This is a genomic window from Microbulbifer mixtoriginis (SeqCode) (assembly GCF_052468275.1).
Genome location: NZ_CP174341.1, coordinates 4352329 through 4370865 on the forward strand (window position 1 = coordinate 4352329; position 18537 = coordinate 4370865).

Genomic DNA, 18537 nt, shown 5'->3' on the forward strand with positions numbered 1-18537 from the left:
ATAATATCAAATAAATAATGGATTAACGATGCCAACCATAACGATCGATGGCGAGAAGTATCAGGTTGATGGCGATCAAAATCTTCTCAGCAGCTGTCTGACTGTAGGTCTAAATGTCCCCTATTTTTGCTGGCACCCTGAAATGGGCTCGGTAGGTGCTTGCCGGCAATGTGCCATGATCGAATATAAAGACAGTGAAGACCAATCGGGTCGATTAATTATGAGCTGTATGACACCAGTTCGAGATGGTGGTATCTACAGTGTCAATGCCGAGGCAGCAAAAGAATTTCGCGGTAGTATCATTGAAGACCTGATGACCAATCATCCCCACGACTGTCCAGTTTGTGAGGAAGGTGGTGAGTGTCACTTGCAGGATATGACTGAAATGTCAGGTCACACCATGCGCCGCTATAGGGGCACCAAGCGCACACATCGCAATCAATATCTTGGTCCATTTATCAATCATGAAATGAATCGGTGTATTACGTGCTACCGTTGTGTACGGTTTTACAACGATTATGCTGGAGGGAGTGATTTACAGGCACTCGGTCGTAATCATCAGGTTTATTTTGGTCGTCAAGAAGAAGGTCGCCTACAAAATGGCTTCAGCGGAAACTTGGTTGAAGTATGCCCTACCGGTGTATTCACTGATAAAACATTCAGTGCACATTTTGTTAGAAAATGGGATCTACAAACAGCGCCTTCAGTTTGTGAACATTGTGCAGTAGGGTGTAACACTGCACCTGGTGCAAGAGAATCCAGCAATGGTAACGACCCTGTACTAAGGCGTATTACCAATCTCTTCCATCACGATATAAACGGTTACTTTCTCTGCGATCGAGGTCGTTTCGGGTACGAATATGTCAATGGCTCAACACGCATTGATCAGGTATTGAGTGTACATAATGAGGAGCTTATTAGCTCCACTGCAGATTCAAAAGATAAACTTCACTGTAAAGTAAACCCCCGCGATGGTGTTCTACACCTATCGGTACAAGTCACCGCAGCTCAACGCCAACTCCGCCGGATCATTGGCGTTGGCTCTCCCCGAGCATCAATAGAAAATAATTTTGCTCTACAGCAACTAGTTGGAACCGACAATTTCTTTTCTGGGCTAAACCGTCTCGATCAGCAATTATTGCAACAGATCAACGCTATACAGAGTGACGACCGAATAAAAAATCCCAATACTCCAGAAATAGAATCCGCAGATGCGGTTCTGATAATCGGTGAAGATATCTATAACACGGCGCCCCGTATTGCCTTGGCTGTGCGTCAAGCAGCACGTAATCGTCAAAAAAAGCAGGCTCAAAATTTAAAAATTCCTTTGTGGCAAGATGCCTCAGTAAGACAACTAGAGGGTGATCCCAGCCCGATTATTTTTATAGGAACAGAGCTTACCGACCTCACAGATATAACCAAAACTACCCTGTTTGAGTCACCAGAAAAAGTTGTACAGTTTACTAATGCACTAACTGAGGAAATCAAAAATTCTAACAACCAGGGAGCTGAAAATACCTCAGAACTACAGAAACAGATTAGACACGTGGCTCAAATACTGGAAAACGCGATTAATCCACTGATTATATCCGGAGTATCCAGCAGGCATCCCGACACTTTAAGCGCCGTAGCCAATCTGGCTTGCGTAATAAGCGATCGCAAAAAGTCACCCACCAATCTGTATTTAAACTGTGGTGAAGTTAACAGCTTGGGATTAATTCAGCTTGTTAATGAAAGTGATAACAATCTGGATCAGCTCTTGGAGTCACTGACAACAACAAAGAATACTATTCCAACCAGTCTTGTTGTGCTGGAAAATGATCTATATCGGCGACTGGATACACCATCTGCAGAGAAAATTTTTTCTCTAGTGGATGAAGTTATTCTGATGGATTCTCTACTTACGCCTACCGCCAAGAGAGCCAACTGGATATTCCCTGCATCTACAACAGCCGAATCACAGGGTACTTATATAAATAATAATGGTTTAGCCCAGCGATTTTATGCGGTCTATGAAGGCAAAGGATACATTCAGGAGAGCTGGCGCTGGCTCGTGGATGCTGTAAATTTCTGTACTGAGAAGTCCGCTAACCTCTCAATGATCAACAGCTGGAAGCACAGTACAGATCTCAGTAATGCCATAGCAAAGGAGTTCAAGGCACTGGGGGTTCTCGCTGATCTCGGCCCCAATGAAGACTATCGCATTGATGGTCTTAAGATCGCTCGACAAAGTGCCCGTTATAGTGGGCGTACCGCTATCCACGCCCAACAACATGTTTCAGAAACACCCCCCATTAAAGATCCTGATGCTCCCATGAGCTTCAGTATGGAAGGCATACACAATCCCAATAAAACTACACTCCAGGCAAATATTTGGTCACCAGGATGGAACTCCAACCAATCTATCTTTAAGTTTCAACAACAAGTTGGTGGTGAGCGTAAAGGGGGTCCGTCAGGCAAAAGAATTGAACGAGCTCCACGACCTATCTCTGAATACCTCCCCTCTAGTGGTGAATTAGAGCATCCATCAGAAACCTCCAATAAATTACAAATGCTTCCCATTTATCGCCTCTTTGGTAGTGAGGAACTCAGTAACCAATCAATGTCTCTCTCTGAGATTATTGACGCTCCATTTATATTAATACATCCAGATACCCTAGCTCACTACACTCTGACTATGGGAGAACTGGTAGATATAGAAACCAGCAATGACACCCATAGAGCAGAAATAAGATCCTGCAACACCATACCCCATGGGTGTATTGGTGTGCCTTTTGGATTACCGGGAATGGAGACCCTGGCTCCTCAGATTCCTGGCTATGCCTCTCTACGTCCGGCAGTGGCACCTATGATTAGCGAGGATCAATAAGCCATGAGTACACCAATCTGGATTACTCTGCTCAATATTTTCGGTGTACTTATCGTTACCGTGTTACTCGCAGCTATCCTCACTTGGGGAGAGAGACGACTTCTTGGGTTTTGGCAGGATCGGCCAGGTCCAAATCGGGTGGGTCCCTTCGGCACATTACAAGTTCTTGCCGATATGATTAAGCTGTTCTTTAAAGAAGACTTCATTCCTCGGTTTGCCGATATTCCTGTCTTTGTTCTAGCGCCTACAGTCGTTATGGCAACCATGCTGATTGCTTTTGCCGTAGTGCCCATGTCACCAAGTATTGGGGTTGCCGATCTTAATATTGGTCTACTGTTTGTGCTTGCAATGAGCTCCATTGCCGTTTACAGCATCATCCTTGGTGGCTATGCCTCTAATAATAAGTATGCGCTACTAGGTGGTCTCCGAGCCGCCGCACAGACAGTTTCCTATGAAGTCTTTATGGGATTGAGCCTGATGGGTGTAGTGATGATGTCCGGTAGTTTCAATTTGAGGGATATTGTCAATGCCCAGGCGGACACCTGGTTTATTGTGCCCCAGTTTCTGGGTTTTATTGTTTTCTTTATTGCCGGTATCGCCGAGAGTCGCAGGACACCCTTTGACCTCCCCGAGGCAGAACATGAATTAACAGCAGGATTTCATACTGAGTATTCAGGTATGAAGTTTGGAATGTTTTTTGTTGGTGAATACCTTGCTGTAATTCTGATATCCGCACTAATCACCACTTTATTTCTAGGAGGGTGGCATGGCCCTCTACTCCCTCCTATTATCTGGTTCTGCCTAAAAACTGCTTTTCTGGTTGCCATTTTCATTCTATTGCGTGCAGCCCTTCCCCGTCCTCGATATGACCAGTTGATGAAATTTGGCTGGAAGGTCATGTTGCCCTTGTCTCTGTTTAATCTGCTCGCAACCGCTGGAGTACTGTTATGGATCGCCTAGGCCTTCAATCACATCCCCACAGTATTGCCGGAGGACGGAAATGATCGCCAGTCAAATTCGCAGTATGTGGTTAATATTTAAACATCTATTCCGGCGTAATGTCACCGTTCAGTATCCAGAGGAGAAACCTTACCTGGCGCCACGCTACCGTGGGAGAATTATTTTAAGCCGGGATCCCAATGGCGACGAGCGCTGCGTAGCCTGTAATCTTTGTGCAGTTGCCTGCCCGCCAGATTGTATTTCTTTACAGAAAACCGAAGATCCTGATGGTCGTTGGCGTCCAGAATATTTCCGTATTAATTTTTCCCGCTGCATCATGTGTGGACTCTGTGAAGATGCATGCCCAACTTATGCGATCCAATTAACACCTGATTTTGAAATGTGTGAATACGATCGTCAAAACATGGTGTATGAAAAGGAAGATCTATTGATCGATGGACCAGGAAAATATCACGACTATAGTTTTTATCAGGTCGCAGGCAAAGCCATAAAAGGAAAAGATAAGGGCCAGGCAGATAATGAAGCAGAGCCAATTAATGTTAAAGGCTTGAATCTATAGCTTTAAAAAACATACATCATTATTGGCCCAAACAATCACCAACAAGTCAACAGCCACCGGCAAAGAAAACAATAATTAAAAAACAAAATTATTCATTAAATAAGAAAAAGTCGCTGAGAAAAACAATCACTCAATCGACTAACACAATACCAGGGAGCCGAAAGGCATGAATCTTATCTTCTATTTGACAGCCGCCATAGCGGTAGCGTCCACAACCATGGTTATTTTTCATAAAAATGCTGTACATGCCCTTCTTTATCTAGTGACATCGCTACTCGCAGTGGCTGTAATCTTTTATCAATTTGGGGCCCCTCTCGCTGCTGCCTTAGAAGTAATTATTTATGCCGGGGCAATTATGGTATTGATTATTTTTGTCATTATGATGCTCAATCAGGGAGATTCCACTGTAGCTCAGGAACAAGCGTGGCTCCAGCCCAGAACCTGGATCGGCCCGGCTTTATTGTCTGCCTTATTATTAGCTCAACTTATTATATTGGTGAATAATGGACAAATCTCTTCAAGTCAAACCTATCACTACATAGGCCCCAAACAAGTAGGTATCGCGCTATTTAGCCACTATGTTCTCGCTGTAGAGTTGGCTTCAATGTTATTGCTGGCTGGATTAGTTGGTGCATTTCACTTAGCTCGTCGTAGAAATATTGATTTAGAGGGATCTAATAATGCCAATTGAAACCGCACCAGGTCTTGAGGCAGGTGTTCTACTTGCAGCCATTCTCTTTTGCTTGGGACTGGCAGGATTAATGATGCGAAGAAATGTCATTTTCATGCTGATGTGTGTGGAGATTTGCACAAATGCTGCAGCACTAATGTTCGTAGTCGCGGGTGCACATTGGGGAAATGCTGATGGCCAGGTAATGTTCCTATTTGTCGTCACTCTTGCGGCAGCTGAAGTAGCAATTGCGCTTGCCTTAGTTCTGCAATTTTATCATCGCAAGCATACTGTTGATATTGATCAATTAAATGAATTGAGAGGCTAACATGCAGGGCCTATTGGCTTGGGTGCCACTTTTACCACTGATCGGCTTCCTCACATTGGTAGCTATCCCACTATTTTATCGGGATGAGCCTTCGCAAAAGGTGATTGCCTATATCGGCGTAGGCAGTGTTGGCTTGGCTGCTCTATTTACAATAATTGTGGCTATTGTTTTATTTTGGGGGAATCCCTCTGAATCAATCAATATTTCTCTATGGTCGTGGATGTTGGTGGACAACCTGAAACTAGGTTTCAATTTCCACGTGGACTGGCTAACCATGGTGATGTTACTGATTATCACTGGTGTTGGGTTTCTTATCCACCTCTATTCAGTGGGCTATATGCGGGAAGACCTTGATTTCCGCCGTTACTTCGCTTACCTAAACCTGTTTGTCTGTGCCATGTTGATTCTGGTTTTGGCTGATAATCTGGTCTTACTTTATCTTGGCTGGGAGGGTGTTGGACTCTGCAGCTATCTTCTAATTGGTTTTTGGTATAAGGATCCAGCCAATGGAGCAGCTGCCCAAAAAGCTTTTATCGTCACCCGTATTGGTGATACGGCAATGGCTATCGGCTTGTTTCTGCTTTTCTATGAATTCTCAACACTAAACATTCCTGAGCTTGTCTCGACCATAAACGGTCCAGATGTAAACAATGACATAGTCACTTTAGCGTGCCTTCTCTTACTGGGTGGTGCCGTGGGTAAGTCGGCACAATTACCACTGCAAACCTGGCTACCTGATGCCATGGCTGGTCCAACACCAGTGAGTGCCCTGATACATGCTGCCACTATGGTTACCGCAGGTGTATATTTAATTGCCCGTATGCATCCTCTTTATATGTTATCGGAAGTGGCAATGACCGCTGTGGCAGCCGTTGGCGCTCTCACACTACTTCTGGCTGGCTTCAGTGCAATAGCTCAAAGTGACATAAAAAGAGTACTCGCCTACTCCACAATTAGTCAGATCGGTTACATGTTTCTTGCTTTAGGCGTTGGTGCTTGGTCTGGCGCTATTTTTCACTTAATGACTCATGCATTTTTTAAGGCCCTGCTATTCCTATCTGCAGGATCAGTAATTTTAAGCCTGCATCATGAACAAAATGTTTTTTCAATGGGTGGACTCTATCGAAAAATACCACTCACTTTTATTTGTTTTACCATTGGATGTGCATGCCTTGCTGCACTTCCCTTCACCTCAGGATTCTATAGTAAAGACCATATATTATTGAGCGCCTGGGAATATCACCAAGGCATTAACATCTTGTGGCTCGCCGGCATACTCGGAGCACTCGTAACTGGAATTTACAGTTTCCGTGTATTATTTCTCGTGTTTTTGGGAAGAGAGGGTCAAGCTTCCACTCATTGTAAAGATGCCAATATCCCTGTAATGAGCATACCTCTCTGTATTCTCGCAGTGTTGGCATTATTTGGTGGCTTATTGGCCCCGCCGCTGCAATCCGTATTTGGTGTTCGCCCAGACGAAGCCCATTCCCCCTGGATCGAAGGCACTGCTATTGCAATGCCATTAATAGGCCTTGCCATTGCCTGGAAGTTATTCCGTCATGAGCAAAGAACAGGAGAACAACGTTCAAGTCTATTGCAGTTCTGGTTCTCCGGCTGGGGATTCGATTGGATATACGATCATCTACTGGTGCGACCTTTCAAGTTTCTTACTCAAATAAACCACAATGATATTATTGATAGTATTTACAAAGGCACCGCAACAATTAGCCGACAAATGCATGCTCTTCTAAGTACCTCGCAAAATGGACAAGTGCGTTGGTACCTAACTACCTTCGCCGTTGGTTCCATTCTATTCCTAGCACTTCTGGTGGCGTTATGACCCTTTTAACGATCATTATTATATTGTTCGCCGGCGGCGTGCTAGCCTGGCTAGCTGAGCGCTATTTTAAAACTGGTGGGCGCTGGATCAGTATGATCAGCTTATTACTTGCCGCCTTATTACTCACAAACTACTCAACATTTATTCATTCAACAGAAGTTGGCACATCGGAGCCTTGGTGGGAGAGTTTACAAATACCCTGGATTCCCAGATTTGGAATTGACTTCCATTTAGCCATTGATGGCTTAAGTTTTCTCATGCTGGTACTGACACTGGCAATGGGAATTTTTGGGATAGTAATGACCTGGAATGATATTAATTTTCGCAGAGGTTTCTTCTATTTCAATTACCTATGGACTTTAGCCGGTGTTGTTGGTGTCTTTACCGCTATTGATCTTTTCCTTTTCTTCTTTTTCTGGGAAGTCATGCTGATACCCATGCTGTTCTTAATCGCAGTATGGGGTTATGAGCAACGTATTTACGCCGCAATCAAGTTCTTTATTTTTACTCAAGCAAGCAGTCTTCTAATGCTTATTGCGATAGTTGCTCTTGTTTATATCCACTACACCAACACCGGGCAGCTCACTTTTAATTACAATGCCCTACTAGATGCCCGTCTATCACCCGGAATTGCCTACTGGATAATGCTAGGGTTCTTTGTTGCTTTCATAGTCAAATTACCAGCTTTACCTTTCCATACTTGGTTACCAGACGCGCATACTCAGGCACCTACAGCAGGGAGTATCCTGCTGGCCGCCATTCTCCTTAAAACGGGCGCTTATGGCTTGTTGCGCTTCAACCTACCGCTATTTCCTGAAAGCTCAATAGCATTTGCACCGGTAGCAATGACTATTGGAGCACTCAGTATTATTTACGGAGCAATGCTCGCCTTTGCTCAAAGAGACATGAAGAGGTTGGTAGCTTATTCCAGTGTTAGCCATATGGGGTTTGTGTTACTTGGCTTGTATGCCCTTGATACTATTGCTATTCAAGGAGCTGTTATGCAAATGATCGCTCACGGCTTGAGCACTGCAGCTTTATTTGCCCTGGTGGGTGCTATTCAGCACCGCTTTCACACCAGAGATATGCACCAGTTGGGCGGTCTTTGGGCCAGATTGCCAAAGTTATCCGCCGTTGCGCTTTTCTTCGCAGTAGCATCTCTGGGCCTACCTGGTTTAGGCAATTTTGTTGCTGAGTTCACCGTACTCGTAGGTAGTTTCCGAAGTAATCACTGGCTTACAGCCCTGGCAGCAGTTGGACTCATTGGTGCAGCGCTCTATGCTTTACTCATGATGCAAAAGGTATTCTTTGGGAAACTGAACAAGCGACTGGAAAAGCCGATTCAGGAGTACGAGGCTACAGATCTCAGCATACGGGAATCTAGCGCCCTCCTCACTCTCGCCGTCCTATTAGTCTTTATCGGTTTACGCCCACAACCAGTTTTTGATATTGCCGATCCAACTGTTCAACGGTCCGCAACAAGAATTGATACTGTTTTAAATGATCAGAAAATCTTAAATGAACAATTATCATCTCAGACTCTCTCACCCAAGCTTAAACCGACCTCAGTTGAGGATAACACCCCATGAGTGCACAGGAACTTTTTGGAATACTGCCACTACTGATACTTAGTGCAGGTATAGTTATTCTATTGTTACAGGTATCTTTTTGGCGTGGGCACCTGGGTGCATTGGTAACCACCCTAATGACTCTACTGCTTGCCATGGCTTCTTGCTTTTGGGTTGCCGATGAACTGACTGGTGCGACAAGCTCGCTTCAGGTAACTGAGCTTATCCTGATCGACTACACTGCATTATTTTTCACACTTATATTATTGGTAACCGCCTTTGCCGTCAGTATTATGGGGTTCAACTACCTACGTCTACGCTGTGACCCAAAAGGAGTAGCTGGTAGTTATCCAGAGGAATATTATATTTTATTGCTTCTGGCAATGCTTGGTGCCTGCACTCTGATTTTCTCCAGCCATTTTGCAACTTTTTTCCTGGGACTTGAGTTAATTAGCCTCTCTCTTTATCCCATGCTAGGTTTTTCCTTAACTGGCGATCTATCCCCAAAAAGAGAACAGCTTCAGTCCCTTGAATCAGCCATTAAATATTTAATTCTATCAGCACTATCCACTGCATTAGGCCTGTTCGGTATTGCGCTTATTTATAGCGCTTCTGGCGCGCTAGACTTTACCGGCATAGCCTCTCGAATTACTGAGTTATCCCAGACCTCCACGCTATTTGCGACTGGAGTTACTTTATTTCTTATCTCTGTGGCTTTTAAATTATCACTTGTGCCCTTTCATATTTGGACACCTGATGTTTACCAAGGGGCCCCCACGCCAACAACAGCCTTGATTGCAACCGTAGCCAAAGGAGCGGTTATTGGCTTCCTATTACGTTTCTTTAATACTCTGGACCTATACAGCAGCAAAACTTTAATCGATATGCTTTCTATTGCAGCCATAGCCAGTATGATTGTAGGAAATCTTCTCGCATTAATGCAGTCGAATATCAAACGTCTTTTAGCCTATTCTTCAATTGCACATATCGGTTATTTGATTGTGGCTTTTATCATAGGAAAAAGCACCTTTGGCACAGAGGCCGTTATTTATTACTTGATAGCTTACATAATTACTACCCTAGGTGCTTTTGCGATAGTGGGCTTGGTCGCCGATTCGGTTGAAGAAAAAGTGCTTAGTGGAGAGTACCCTGAAAATCCCACTTCAGATAGCCAGACCCCCTATCAGCGCGCATTTTATCAGGGGTTGCTCTGGCGCTCCCCCTGGTTGGCCAGCTGTTTCGCTGCCATGCTCCTCTCCCTTGCCGGCATACCGCTAACTATTGGCTTCATTGGCAAGTTCTATGTGTTTACAGCAGGGGTTGAGGGTGAAATGTGGGGGCTTCTAGCGGGTGTGGTTATCGGTAGTGCTCTGGGACTTTTCTATTATCTAAGATTACTTCTTACCCTTGTACAACGTGATAGCTCCCAAGATACAACCTCTAACGGCACAGTACAAATTGCTGCATCTGGCCAGTTGTTACTACTGGCACTGACGGGGGCTCTGTTAGTATTCGGTATTTTTCCTCAGATCTTGATCAACTGGATAAATGCACTATAAAGATTAATTAGGGTATGGCCGCAAGAAGATACGACCTGTTTTCCGCCCAATAACAATTTCCTGGGTATCAAAGGGCAGACCTATGAAGACTTTCAAGCAGGCATTTGAAATCATTCAGGATGCAGAAAAGTTTCACCTGGATATGGCAGACCTTTACGAGAATTTACTTGAAAAATCTGAAGATTATCGAACTCAGCTGTTATTAAGACATATGTTAGAGCATGAACAACGTATGGCGAGAAACCTCTCAAACTATGGAGAAATCGCCCAGCAAAAGGTCATGCAGACCTGGTTACAGTACACCCATGAAGAATCCGCCCATGATTTTATTCGCCAACTACCACTTAGTGACCCGCCCACTATCAAAGAGGTCAATAATATTGGAAGGGAAGTAGACCGATATTTTTCCAGTCTTTATGAAGCGGTGTACGGCGCTATTGAGTCCATGGAAGTAAAAGAAGTCTTTGAGGACTTGAAGCAGATACAAGACAAAGAACGTATCACCTTATCTATGGCAACTAACTCTCTCTGGGACATGTAAAAAAGCCCGCATAAAGCGGGCTTTTTTACAGTAACGATAGCTTTTAAGTAAAGCTATTCACTGAGGGCTTAAAACTCATACTGTGCACGTACATAGTAGAGCGCACCATTAAAGCCCATTGGTGCTGTCTCGGGGTATTCAGCGCCTGCAACACCTGACCAGGGGTTCTTATCTGGGTAGTTATTAAACAGATTTTCAGCCCCTGCGATCAGCGACAGCGAATCGCTAAAGTCATAGGCACCCTCTATATCCACAGTCCACTCATCACCGGCATCAATGGGTAGGCTGTAATCATCCAGGTGCGCTTCCCAGTAGCTGCCATAGTAGTTCAAACGAACTAGACCACGCCATCCTTCACCCGCATGAGAAATGGTTGCATTACCACGAATGTTGGGCAGACCATCTTCCAACTGCCCAAGACGCATATCACTGATGGTTTCTTCCCGATACTTGGTGACTTCTGTATCAGTCCAGTTTGCTGCGAAACTTAAGTCAGTGGCATCTCCGAGCGGATAGGTTGCCACCACATCAATTCCACGGGTCTTGGTGTCGAAGTCGTTGGTATAAAAGCGAATCGATGTTAGTGAATCAGCTCCGCTAATACCATCGGCCACCAGTTGCGCTTTTTCCGCTTCACTTAGTTCCTGATCGGCAGACTGGGTGATACGATCACTTACGGAAATTTGGAAATAATCGAGGGTAATATCCCAGTCACCGGCAGCAATAATGGCGCCAATAGTAAAGTTTTTCGACTCTTCAGGTTGTAGTTGCTTCCCACCTTTTAATACCGCAACAGGGTTTGTCGGTGGGATAGTACCTTTATTCTCTAGCTGACCATCTGCAAAAGCCGTAGTCACATTACTTATATTTGACTGAGCTGGTGTAGGTGCACGAAAGCCGGTACTGTATGTAGAGCGCAAGGCGATTACATCATTAATTGCCCAATGTCCGGAAACCTTATAGTTGAAAGTACTACCGAAGTCTGAGAAATCTTCCCAGCGTAGGGCTGTGCCCAAACGAAGATTATCAGTCGCTTCCAGTTCAAAGTCGGTATAGAGCGCAATATTATCGCGGTCGAAAGTACCAATAACTTCAGGTCCGAACCCAGAAAAACCATTAGAACCGATAAGGAATTCTTGTTCTGTCAATGGACCTTGAGTCCATGAGGCTTCATCCCCCATATTGACTTCGAACTCTTCCTCACGCCACTCAAAGCCCCCGGCCATATACAATGCCTTACCGGAAATTTCAGTAGCCTTGGTCAGGTCAATATTAAAATTGGTCTCAGTTTGCGCATAACCACCAGGGCTAAAGCTGGTTGGGGTATTTGGGCCCATTGTGGCATTAATGGTATTGTAGATATGGAAATCTACTTTGTTCTGGCCCCTACTGGCACTGACATCGTAACCAATACCATTGGCCAATTCACCGCGCAACCCGAAGACCATGGAGTAATCTTCTAGATCACCACCGAAACGAGGGGTAAACCCGCCAGGGAACATCTCGGTAAAGGAGAAACATTCATCGAGATCATGAGCTTCAGAGACACTGACATTCTGACAATTATCAATACCATTGCTGGGATCTAAGTCACCTATCAGAGGTAAAACAACCTCCTTGTCAGGGACCCCATCACCATTTGTGTCAATCTTATCCTTATAGGTAAAAACCCCATCTCGATTTTCTGGATTACGGAAATAGAATCCTCCATCGGTGGAACGGCTGGCATAGTTACCAAAGGCATATAGTTCAGCAGTATCGTTCAGCTCAATGGCACTGTTAATAAAGAACTTAGTGTCATCATCAACTTCGGGCTGACCCCAAATTTGCGCTGGATTAGCAACATGAGTATTGCCATCGGCGATCAGCTGCGCAGCATCGTCCCGCTGAGTACTGCGGCTTGTGGAGTCCTGCTCGCGATACTCCATACTGAAGTTTACAAAACCAGAATCGGTCAACGGCAGGCCAAAGTTGGCAGCAACCATACTCTGGTCGCCATCACCCTCGGCAGTGGTAGCATGCTTCACCTCAACGGTGCCACCCTCAGCAGCATCTTTAAGCTGGAAGTTAATCACCCCGGCAATGGCATCAGAGCCGTACTGAGCGGCCGCACCGTCACGGAGTACTTCTACTTGCTTCAGTGCAATCGCTGGAATAGCAGAGATGTCAGGTCCTTGGGCACCATCCGATACACCACTACCAAGGAATGCAATCACGGATGCACGGTGACGGCGCTTACCGTTTACTAGAACCAGGGTGCTATCGGGCGGCAGTCCACGCAAGTTGGCCGGGCGTACAATCGATGCGGCATCAGAGATCGGCTTGGCATTAACATTGTAGGAAGGCACAACATTGCGCAGCAGGTTGTTGAGGTCACCATCACCTTGGTTAACAAATTCGTCACCAGTAACGATGTCGATAGGTGCGGAGGAATCCGTAGCCGAACGCCCCTCAACACGGGTACCAATAGTGATGACTTCCTCCAGAAGTGCATCCTCGGCAACTGCGGGGCTGGACACAGCGGCAACCGCCATTGCCAATAGCGATGGCGCGCCACAGGCCGCTAGCCAACGCTTCTTATTTTCTTTCATGTAATTACCCTGTCAATTATTGGTTTTATCTTCCAATGCTAATCGATCATTTTTCGGCAGTGTGGTACCGGGTACGAAGCAATCTATCCTGATTGGAACAGTACGTGCCGAATAGCGTACTGATATAGCCCGCCCCTCCAATGATGGACATCATCATTCTTCATCACTGCAAGAAGCGTGACACAGGTAAAAAATGCCAGCAAAAATGGAAAATTAAAATACCTAAATAACAGGTATTTACAATTTAAATCATGTCTATTGAGGTGATAATGACATTCATGTCACTGTGAGAATTCACAGCAAAACGAACTAAAGGAGATTAATAGAAAGTAATTTTCAGAGTACTAGGTAGGCAACTGTCATACAAACAAAGGATATGCGAAATGGTAACTGATTTTTACTCCAGAGTTAAATAGCTCATCCTAAAAATGTAAAATAAGTAGGGACCAATATCCACATAAAGGTATTGGATCCCAATATATTCCTATAGGTAGGCCCCAAAAACTGACTAGGAAGCGTTCAAGGAAAATTCCACAGCTTTATTCGCATGAATTTGAGTAGTATCCAACAGTGGGATAGTCACATCCTCTTTTGAAACCAGCATACCAATCTCGGTACAGCCAAGAATCACACCATCCGCCCCTTGAGCAGACAAAGAGTGGATAATACGCAGATATTGCTGCTTTGATGCAACTTCAACTTTGCCCTTACAAAGCTCCTCATAAATTACCCGATGGACAATTTCCCTATCCGCGGCTGTGGGAACTATCAGGTTTATTCCGTACTTTTCCTGAATGTATTTACGATAAAAATCCTGCTCCATGGTGAAAGCAGTACCCAGCAACCCTACCTTATTGACTTTATCTTTAAGCAAAACTTCAGCTACAGCATCGGCAATATGTAAGAGAGGAATACCTACGGAAGCCGTCACCTGATCCGCGACTTTATGCATGGTATTGGTACAAATTAGAATGCAATCTGCCCCAGCAGCTTCCAACGCTTTGGCGGCTTGTGCTAAAAGGCAGCCTGCCTCATCCCAGTTATCGGATCGCTGTAACTTCTCCACTTTATAAAAATCAACACTGTATAAAATAATCTCTGCTGAGTGTAATCCTCCAAGACATCGATTGAACCCCTGGTTAATTAACCTATAATAAAGCTGTGTACTCTCCCAGCTCATACCACCAATTAGGCCAACTTTTCTAACTTCACGCTTCACTACTTGCTCACCTAACTTCCATAAAATTAAGCAACAAATTTAAAGTAACCCAGCAGTAGAAACAACCAATAGAAAAACAATCAGATAAAAGAAATAAAAATGTAAAATATAGCTAGTAGCTACTCGGTGTACTTTGATGGATCCATGGACATACAAGAAGCAATCAAGTTTCTTTTACTGAAGTTATAACCTGAAAGAAGAGCCATCATATTCTCCCTCCCCAAAAGGCGACGAGTAATTTCTTTAAGTGATACACCCTGGCGCCCCAACTCCTGAGCAGAACTCGACAGGTTAAGCAAGTAATCATACTTTTCTTGAAGCCTTTTCTTACCATTCTCTACCAAACCCCGATGGGGACATAAGATAAGATCAAATTCATATTGAAGTACTTTGCGCATACTTTTCATCAAAACCGGAATACTCTCATCCTTACGCAACATTTTTAGATGACTGGCCACATAGAGGTCAGCAGTAAAAATCCAGCCCCGGTCTTCCATCAGGTAACAGGTCATATCCTTAGCATGACCTGGTGCGGCGATAGGTATTGTTTTCTCGCCGGCTATACGCAGATCTTTTGGCAATTCGGCTGCTTCAGCCAGCCCGGCAGCTCCCCAAATTAACCTTTGAATTGGCGGTATACGAAAACCCCGTTTAAGAATTTCTATAGTGGCTTTGGGGGCACGAGGTTGAACTCCTGTCAACTTATAGATAGCGCCGGCATTGCCGCTATGATCCTCATGATGGTGAGTAAGTAGAAGCTGACGAAACGGCTTGTTTTTCACAAACCACTTGACATACTTCCATTGATTGCTAGGCCCTGTATCAATAATGGTATCTTTTAAGCGATAAACAATAAATGTGGTATTAATCCCAAAATCAAATCTGCCAACTCTCTGCGCATCAAGATCTTTGTAGTCAAATGAATCAATGACCGACACACAAGCCTCCCATGCCTGAGACCGAAAAATTGAGAAGACTAGAGATTTAAGATAGTTATACCTCAGTGAGAAGGTCTAGATATCTGATGAAGTAGGGATAAAATTGGTGACAGCATCGACCTATTGAGTCATGAATCTGCTAAAAACGGCTATTCCGTGAGTTCCATACGCAATTTCAAGCCAAGCTTGGTGGTAGCACCACTGGTAGTCCAGGCAATCTTTCCGTCACTCCCCACAATAATCATCGTTGGCGTTACTTTGATTCCCCAACGGGAACTTATTCTGCCCTCGGGGTCATTGATTGTAGGAAACTTCAGATTGTGCCGGAGCATATATTTCTCTACCTCATCCTCATCACCAGATCGCATGGCAATTCCCAAAACCTGATATTCCCGCGCCAGCTCAGATATTTTGGGAGATACTATACGGCAATAAGGGCACCACGAGCCCCAAAAGTAAATAAGGACTGGTCCATGAGTTGTCATCTCTTTAAGATTTAACAAGTTTCCATTTATGGTTTTACCTTCTAGTGGTGGAGCTGTGTCTTTGGGAAGGTCTCTTTGCTGGTAATAGCCAACCGCAGCCATTACCACTATAGCTAGCATAGAAAAGGCTACTATTTTTACCGCCGCCCGGTACCATTGAATTTGCACCGTAAACTTTTCCTATATTTTGAATTTTCTAGCCAATTTTGGAAATCCATCACACCCAGTACAACTAAGAGTGGTTCAACTCTATCGCTCCTCATCCTCTTCGTTGTTATTACTATCTTCGAACAAATCGACAATCATAAATTCCTGCAATACCTGGGGTAGAAGCTTGGGTCTCTTTGCTCCAGCAGGATACCAAGCATAAACAGGGATTGAGTTGCGCCCTAATGCGGCCAGGGATTCAGTAATTTCTGGGTCTTCTCGAGTCCAATCGGCACGCAGTAACAAAACATTATTATCCTGAAAGAGTTTTAATGTTTCCTCTTTATCAAGCACTCGCTTTTTATTTACCTGACAGGTAACACACCAAGCAGCTGTATAGTCGACAAACACTGAACGCTTTTCCTGTTGCGCCTGTTTAAGCAGTTCAGGATCATACTTTTGCCATGAAACTAAAGTTTGTATCATTTTCTGATCTGCTCGCTCCATAACCTTAAAAGCTAACGGCAAACTGATAAATAAGAGCCCCCAGGAAATTCCCCTAACTAAACCTGTGGAGTTATGTATCATCCAGAGGATAATCGTTGCTATCAGTACCATAGAGGTACCCATTAGCCAACCCATCTCTCCTTCCATTCGACCCAGAATCCAAAGGAGCCAAATCACTGTAGCGTAGAGCGGAAAAGCCAGAAATTGGCGAAGTTTTTCCATCCATGGTCCCGGAGATGGAAGCCTTCTTAGGAGTGATGGGCTAACACAGAGAATTAAGAATGGAGCTGCTAAACCAATCCCCATAGAGATAAAGATAAGCATGGCCTCTAGTGGAGGTAATATTGTTGCAGAACCCAACGCTACGCCCATAAATGGTCCAGTACAGGGTGCAGCAACAAACACTGCAAGGGCACCTGTACCAAAGGTTCCCCCTTTACTCAGGCCTGCAACCTTCACCAAGTGTTGACCAAATTCAAAGACTCCATGAAAAGACATGGCCATCACCCAAAATAATACAATCAGGCTCAACACCACTTCAGGGGACTGAAGTTGGAAGCCCCACCCTATAGATGCCCCTCCTGCTCGAAGTAGTAAAAGTAACAAGCCTAGGATCGTAAAGGTGCTAACCACGCCAGCAGCATAAATGAGCCCTTCCAACGGGCGAGAACCACCGCTATAGCCCTCCCCTATTAAGCCAAGCAGCTTAATTGAAAGTACAGGGAAAACACAGGGCATCAGATTCAATATGACCCCGCCAATAAATGCCGTGAGGATGATCAGCCAAATGGGACGCCACTTCTCAGTAGGTAGAGGGCTACCGAAGGGTACATCATCAAACTTCCAGGCCTGTTTTCCATCACTGATGACAAAACCAGTTACCGCGGGAGTAGTCGCCTCAGGCTGGCGCTGGAAGAGATAGATGAGTGACCAACCATCTCGTCGGACCCTTGGCTTGGCGGGAGAGATGACTTTTCCATCCAGTGGAAAAACCTGTGGTACCTGACCTTTCTCACGTGCTTCAATCAACAGGCGTATGCGGTCTTTTCCTTGAGGAACCAGCGATTTTATCATCCAAGGGCTGCTTTCATTCGAGGTAGGCACTCTCTCTGCAAAGTAATCCCTTATTATCAGGTCATCTCCTGTCCACTTGGGCTGCTTCCCAACAGGGCGGGTTAAGGTTATGGTGCCACGTCCTGGAATGCACTCGATCTTACACACAAGCCATTCAAGATCCGCTTTCAAAGCGACTTGCTCAGCTCCTGACTTGGGTTTGAGGTCAAAAAGATAGGCAACACTGCTCTCATAACCCAGGTTTGTAAGGTGTTCCACCTTCAAACGAGTTGGAAAAGGCCATTCAATATTTCCTATGCTTGCCCCCGAAGCTTGTATATTAAAACGGGGCGCGGCTCCGGAATCTCCCGGATTTCGCCAATACACGTGCCACTCAGGGTCCACTTCGAAGTAGATACCAATTTTTTCGGTGCGTACTTCTTCAAAGCTAGAAGGGGCTAACCAACGTATACGCACATGATCGCCGGAAGTCTCTTCCTCTGCATAAAGGAAAGAACCATAAAAAAAAGCCAATCCACTAATGATGATTATCAAGACAAACTTGATTTTAAACACACTCTTTTCCTTGGGCCTTATGCCTGGGAAATTTATAAATGCAGTACTGGTTATCTATGAACACTATACTGAGAGATAACCACTTAAGATCAATAAATTGGACGCAGATTACCCCGTCAATATCCCC

General features: G+C 44.7%; 14 protein-coding genes. 9 read left to right on the forward strand and 5 right to left on the reverse strand.

The features are described from left to right. Positions 1 to 28 precede the first annotated feature (28 nt). The 9 genes from nuoG (at position 29) to ACJJIC_RS19190 (ending at position 10894) form a co-directional block, all read left to right on the forward strand. Entirely contained in the window at positions 29 to 2869 is a 2841-nt protein-coding gene (gene nuoG, locus ACJJIC_RS19150) for an NADH-quinone oxidoreductase subunit NuoG (protein ID WP_445357676.1), read from the forward strand. Positions 2870 to 2872: 3 nt separating this feature from the next. Further along, the gene (nuoH, locus tag ACJJIC_RS19155; RefSeq protein WP_252084841.1) at positions 2873 to 3829 is read left to right on the forward strand and encodes an NADH-quinone oxidoreductase subunit NuoH; all 957 of its coding nucleotides are present in this window, start codon (positions 2873 to 2875) and stop codon (positions 3827 to 3829) included. A 40-nt stretch (positions 3830 to 3869) separates the two neighbouring features. After that, positions 3870 to 4388, forward strand: coding sequence for an NADH-quinone oxidoreductase subunit NuoI (nuoI, locus tag ACJJIC_RS19160; RefSeq protein WP_444885850.1), 519 nt, complete (start codon positions 3870 to 3872; stop codon positions 4386 to 4388). Positions 4389 to 4554: 166 nt separating this feature from the next. Further along, positions 4555 to 5079 carry an NADH-quinone oxidoreductase subunit J gene (nuoJ, locus tag ACJJIC_RS19165; RefSeq protein WP_445357677.1) on the forward strand — a complete coding sequence of 175 codons (525 nt, stop codon included), beginning with the start codon at positions 4555 to 4557 and terminating at the stop codon, positions 5077 to 5079. Continuing rightward, a complete protein-coding gene (nuoK, locus tag ACJJIC_RS19170) occupies positions 5069 to 5386 on the forward strand; it encodes an NADH-quinone oxidoreductase subunit NuoK (RefSeq protein WP_435583630.1) in 318 nt (105 codons plus the stop codon). Before nuoJ ends, nuoK begins: the two co-directional genes overlap by 11 nt. 1 nt (position 5387) lies before the next feature. Next, complete coding sequence (gene nuoL, locus ACJJIC_RS19175) at positions 5388 to 7226, forward strand: NADH-quinone oxidoreductase subunit L (protein ID WP_445357678.1); 1839 nt, start codon at positions 5388 to 5390, stop codon at positions 7224 to 7226. Next, complete coding sequence (gene nuoM, locus ACJJIC_RS19180; protein ID WP_445357679.1) at positions 7223 to 8815, forward strand: NADH-quinone oxidoreductase subunit M; 1593 nt, start codon at positions 7223 to 7225, stop codon at positions 8813 to 8815. The genes nuoL and nuoM overlap by 4 nt, the downstream gene beginning before the upstream one ends. Beyond that, on the forward strand, positions 8812 to 10353 hold the full coding sequence (locus tag ACJJIC_RS19185) for an NADH-quinone oxidoreductase subunit N (protein ID WP_445357680.1): 1542 nt from the start codon (positions 8812 to 8814) through the stop codon (positions 10351 to 10353). The genes nuoM and ACJJIC_RS19185 overlap by 4 nt, the downstream gene beginning before the upstream one ends. 82 nt (positions 10354 to 10435) lie before the next feature. Next, on the forward strand, positions 10436 to 10894 hold the full coding sequence (locus ACJJIC_RS19190; RefSeq protein ID WP_252084835.1) for a hypothetical protein: 459 nt from the start codon (positions 10436 to 10438) through the stop codon (positions 10892 to 10894). Between the two features lie 68 nt (positions 10895 to 10962). Here ACJJIC_RS19190 and ACJJIC_RS19195 read toward each other — a convergent pair whose 3' ends face one another. The 5 genes from ACJJIC_RS19195 to ACJJIC_RS19215 all read right to left on the reverse strand — a co-directional run bounded on the left by ACJJIC_RS19195 (position 10963) and on the right by ACJJIC_RS19215 (position 18410). Beyond that, positions 10963 to 13485, reverse strand: a complete 2523-nt coding sequence (locus tag ACJJIC_RS19195) for a TonB-dependent receptor plug domain-containing protein (RefSeq protein ID WP_444891092.1) — start codon at positions 13483 to 13485, stop codon at positions 10963 to 10965. A 508-nt stretch (positions 13486 to 13993) separates the two neighbouring features. Next, positions 13994 to 14704: an aspartate/glutamate racemase family protein gene (locus tag ACJJIC_RS19200; protein WP_444908892.1), complete on the reverse strand. Its 711-nt coding sequence runs from the start codon at positions 14702 to 14704 to the stop codon at positions 13994 to 13996. Positions 14705 to 14823: 119 nt separating this feature from the next. Then, positions 14824 to 15642: an MBL fold metallo-hydrolase gene (locus ACJJIC_RS19205; RefSeq protein WP_252084832.1), complete on the reverse strand. Its 819-nt coding sequence runs from the start codon at positions 15640 to 15642 to the stop codon at positions 14824 to 14826. Between the two features lie 149 nt (positions 15643 to 15791). Further along, positions 15792 to 16295, reverse strand: coding sequence for a protein disulfide oxidoreductase (locus ACJJIC_RS19210; RefSeq protein ID WP_444888215.1), 504 nt, complete (start codon positions 16293 to 16295; stop codon positions 15792 to 15794). An 81-nt stretch (positions 16296 to 16376) separates the two neighbouring features. Continuing rightward, complete coding sequence (locus ACJJIC_RS19215) at positions 16377 to 18410, reverse strand: protein-disulfide reductase DsbD family protein (RefSeq protein WP_444888214.1); 2034 nt, start codon at positions 18408 to 18410, stop codon at positions 16377 to 16379. Between the last annotated feature and the right edge of the window lie 127 nt (positions 18411 to 18537).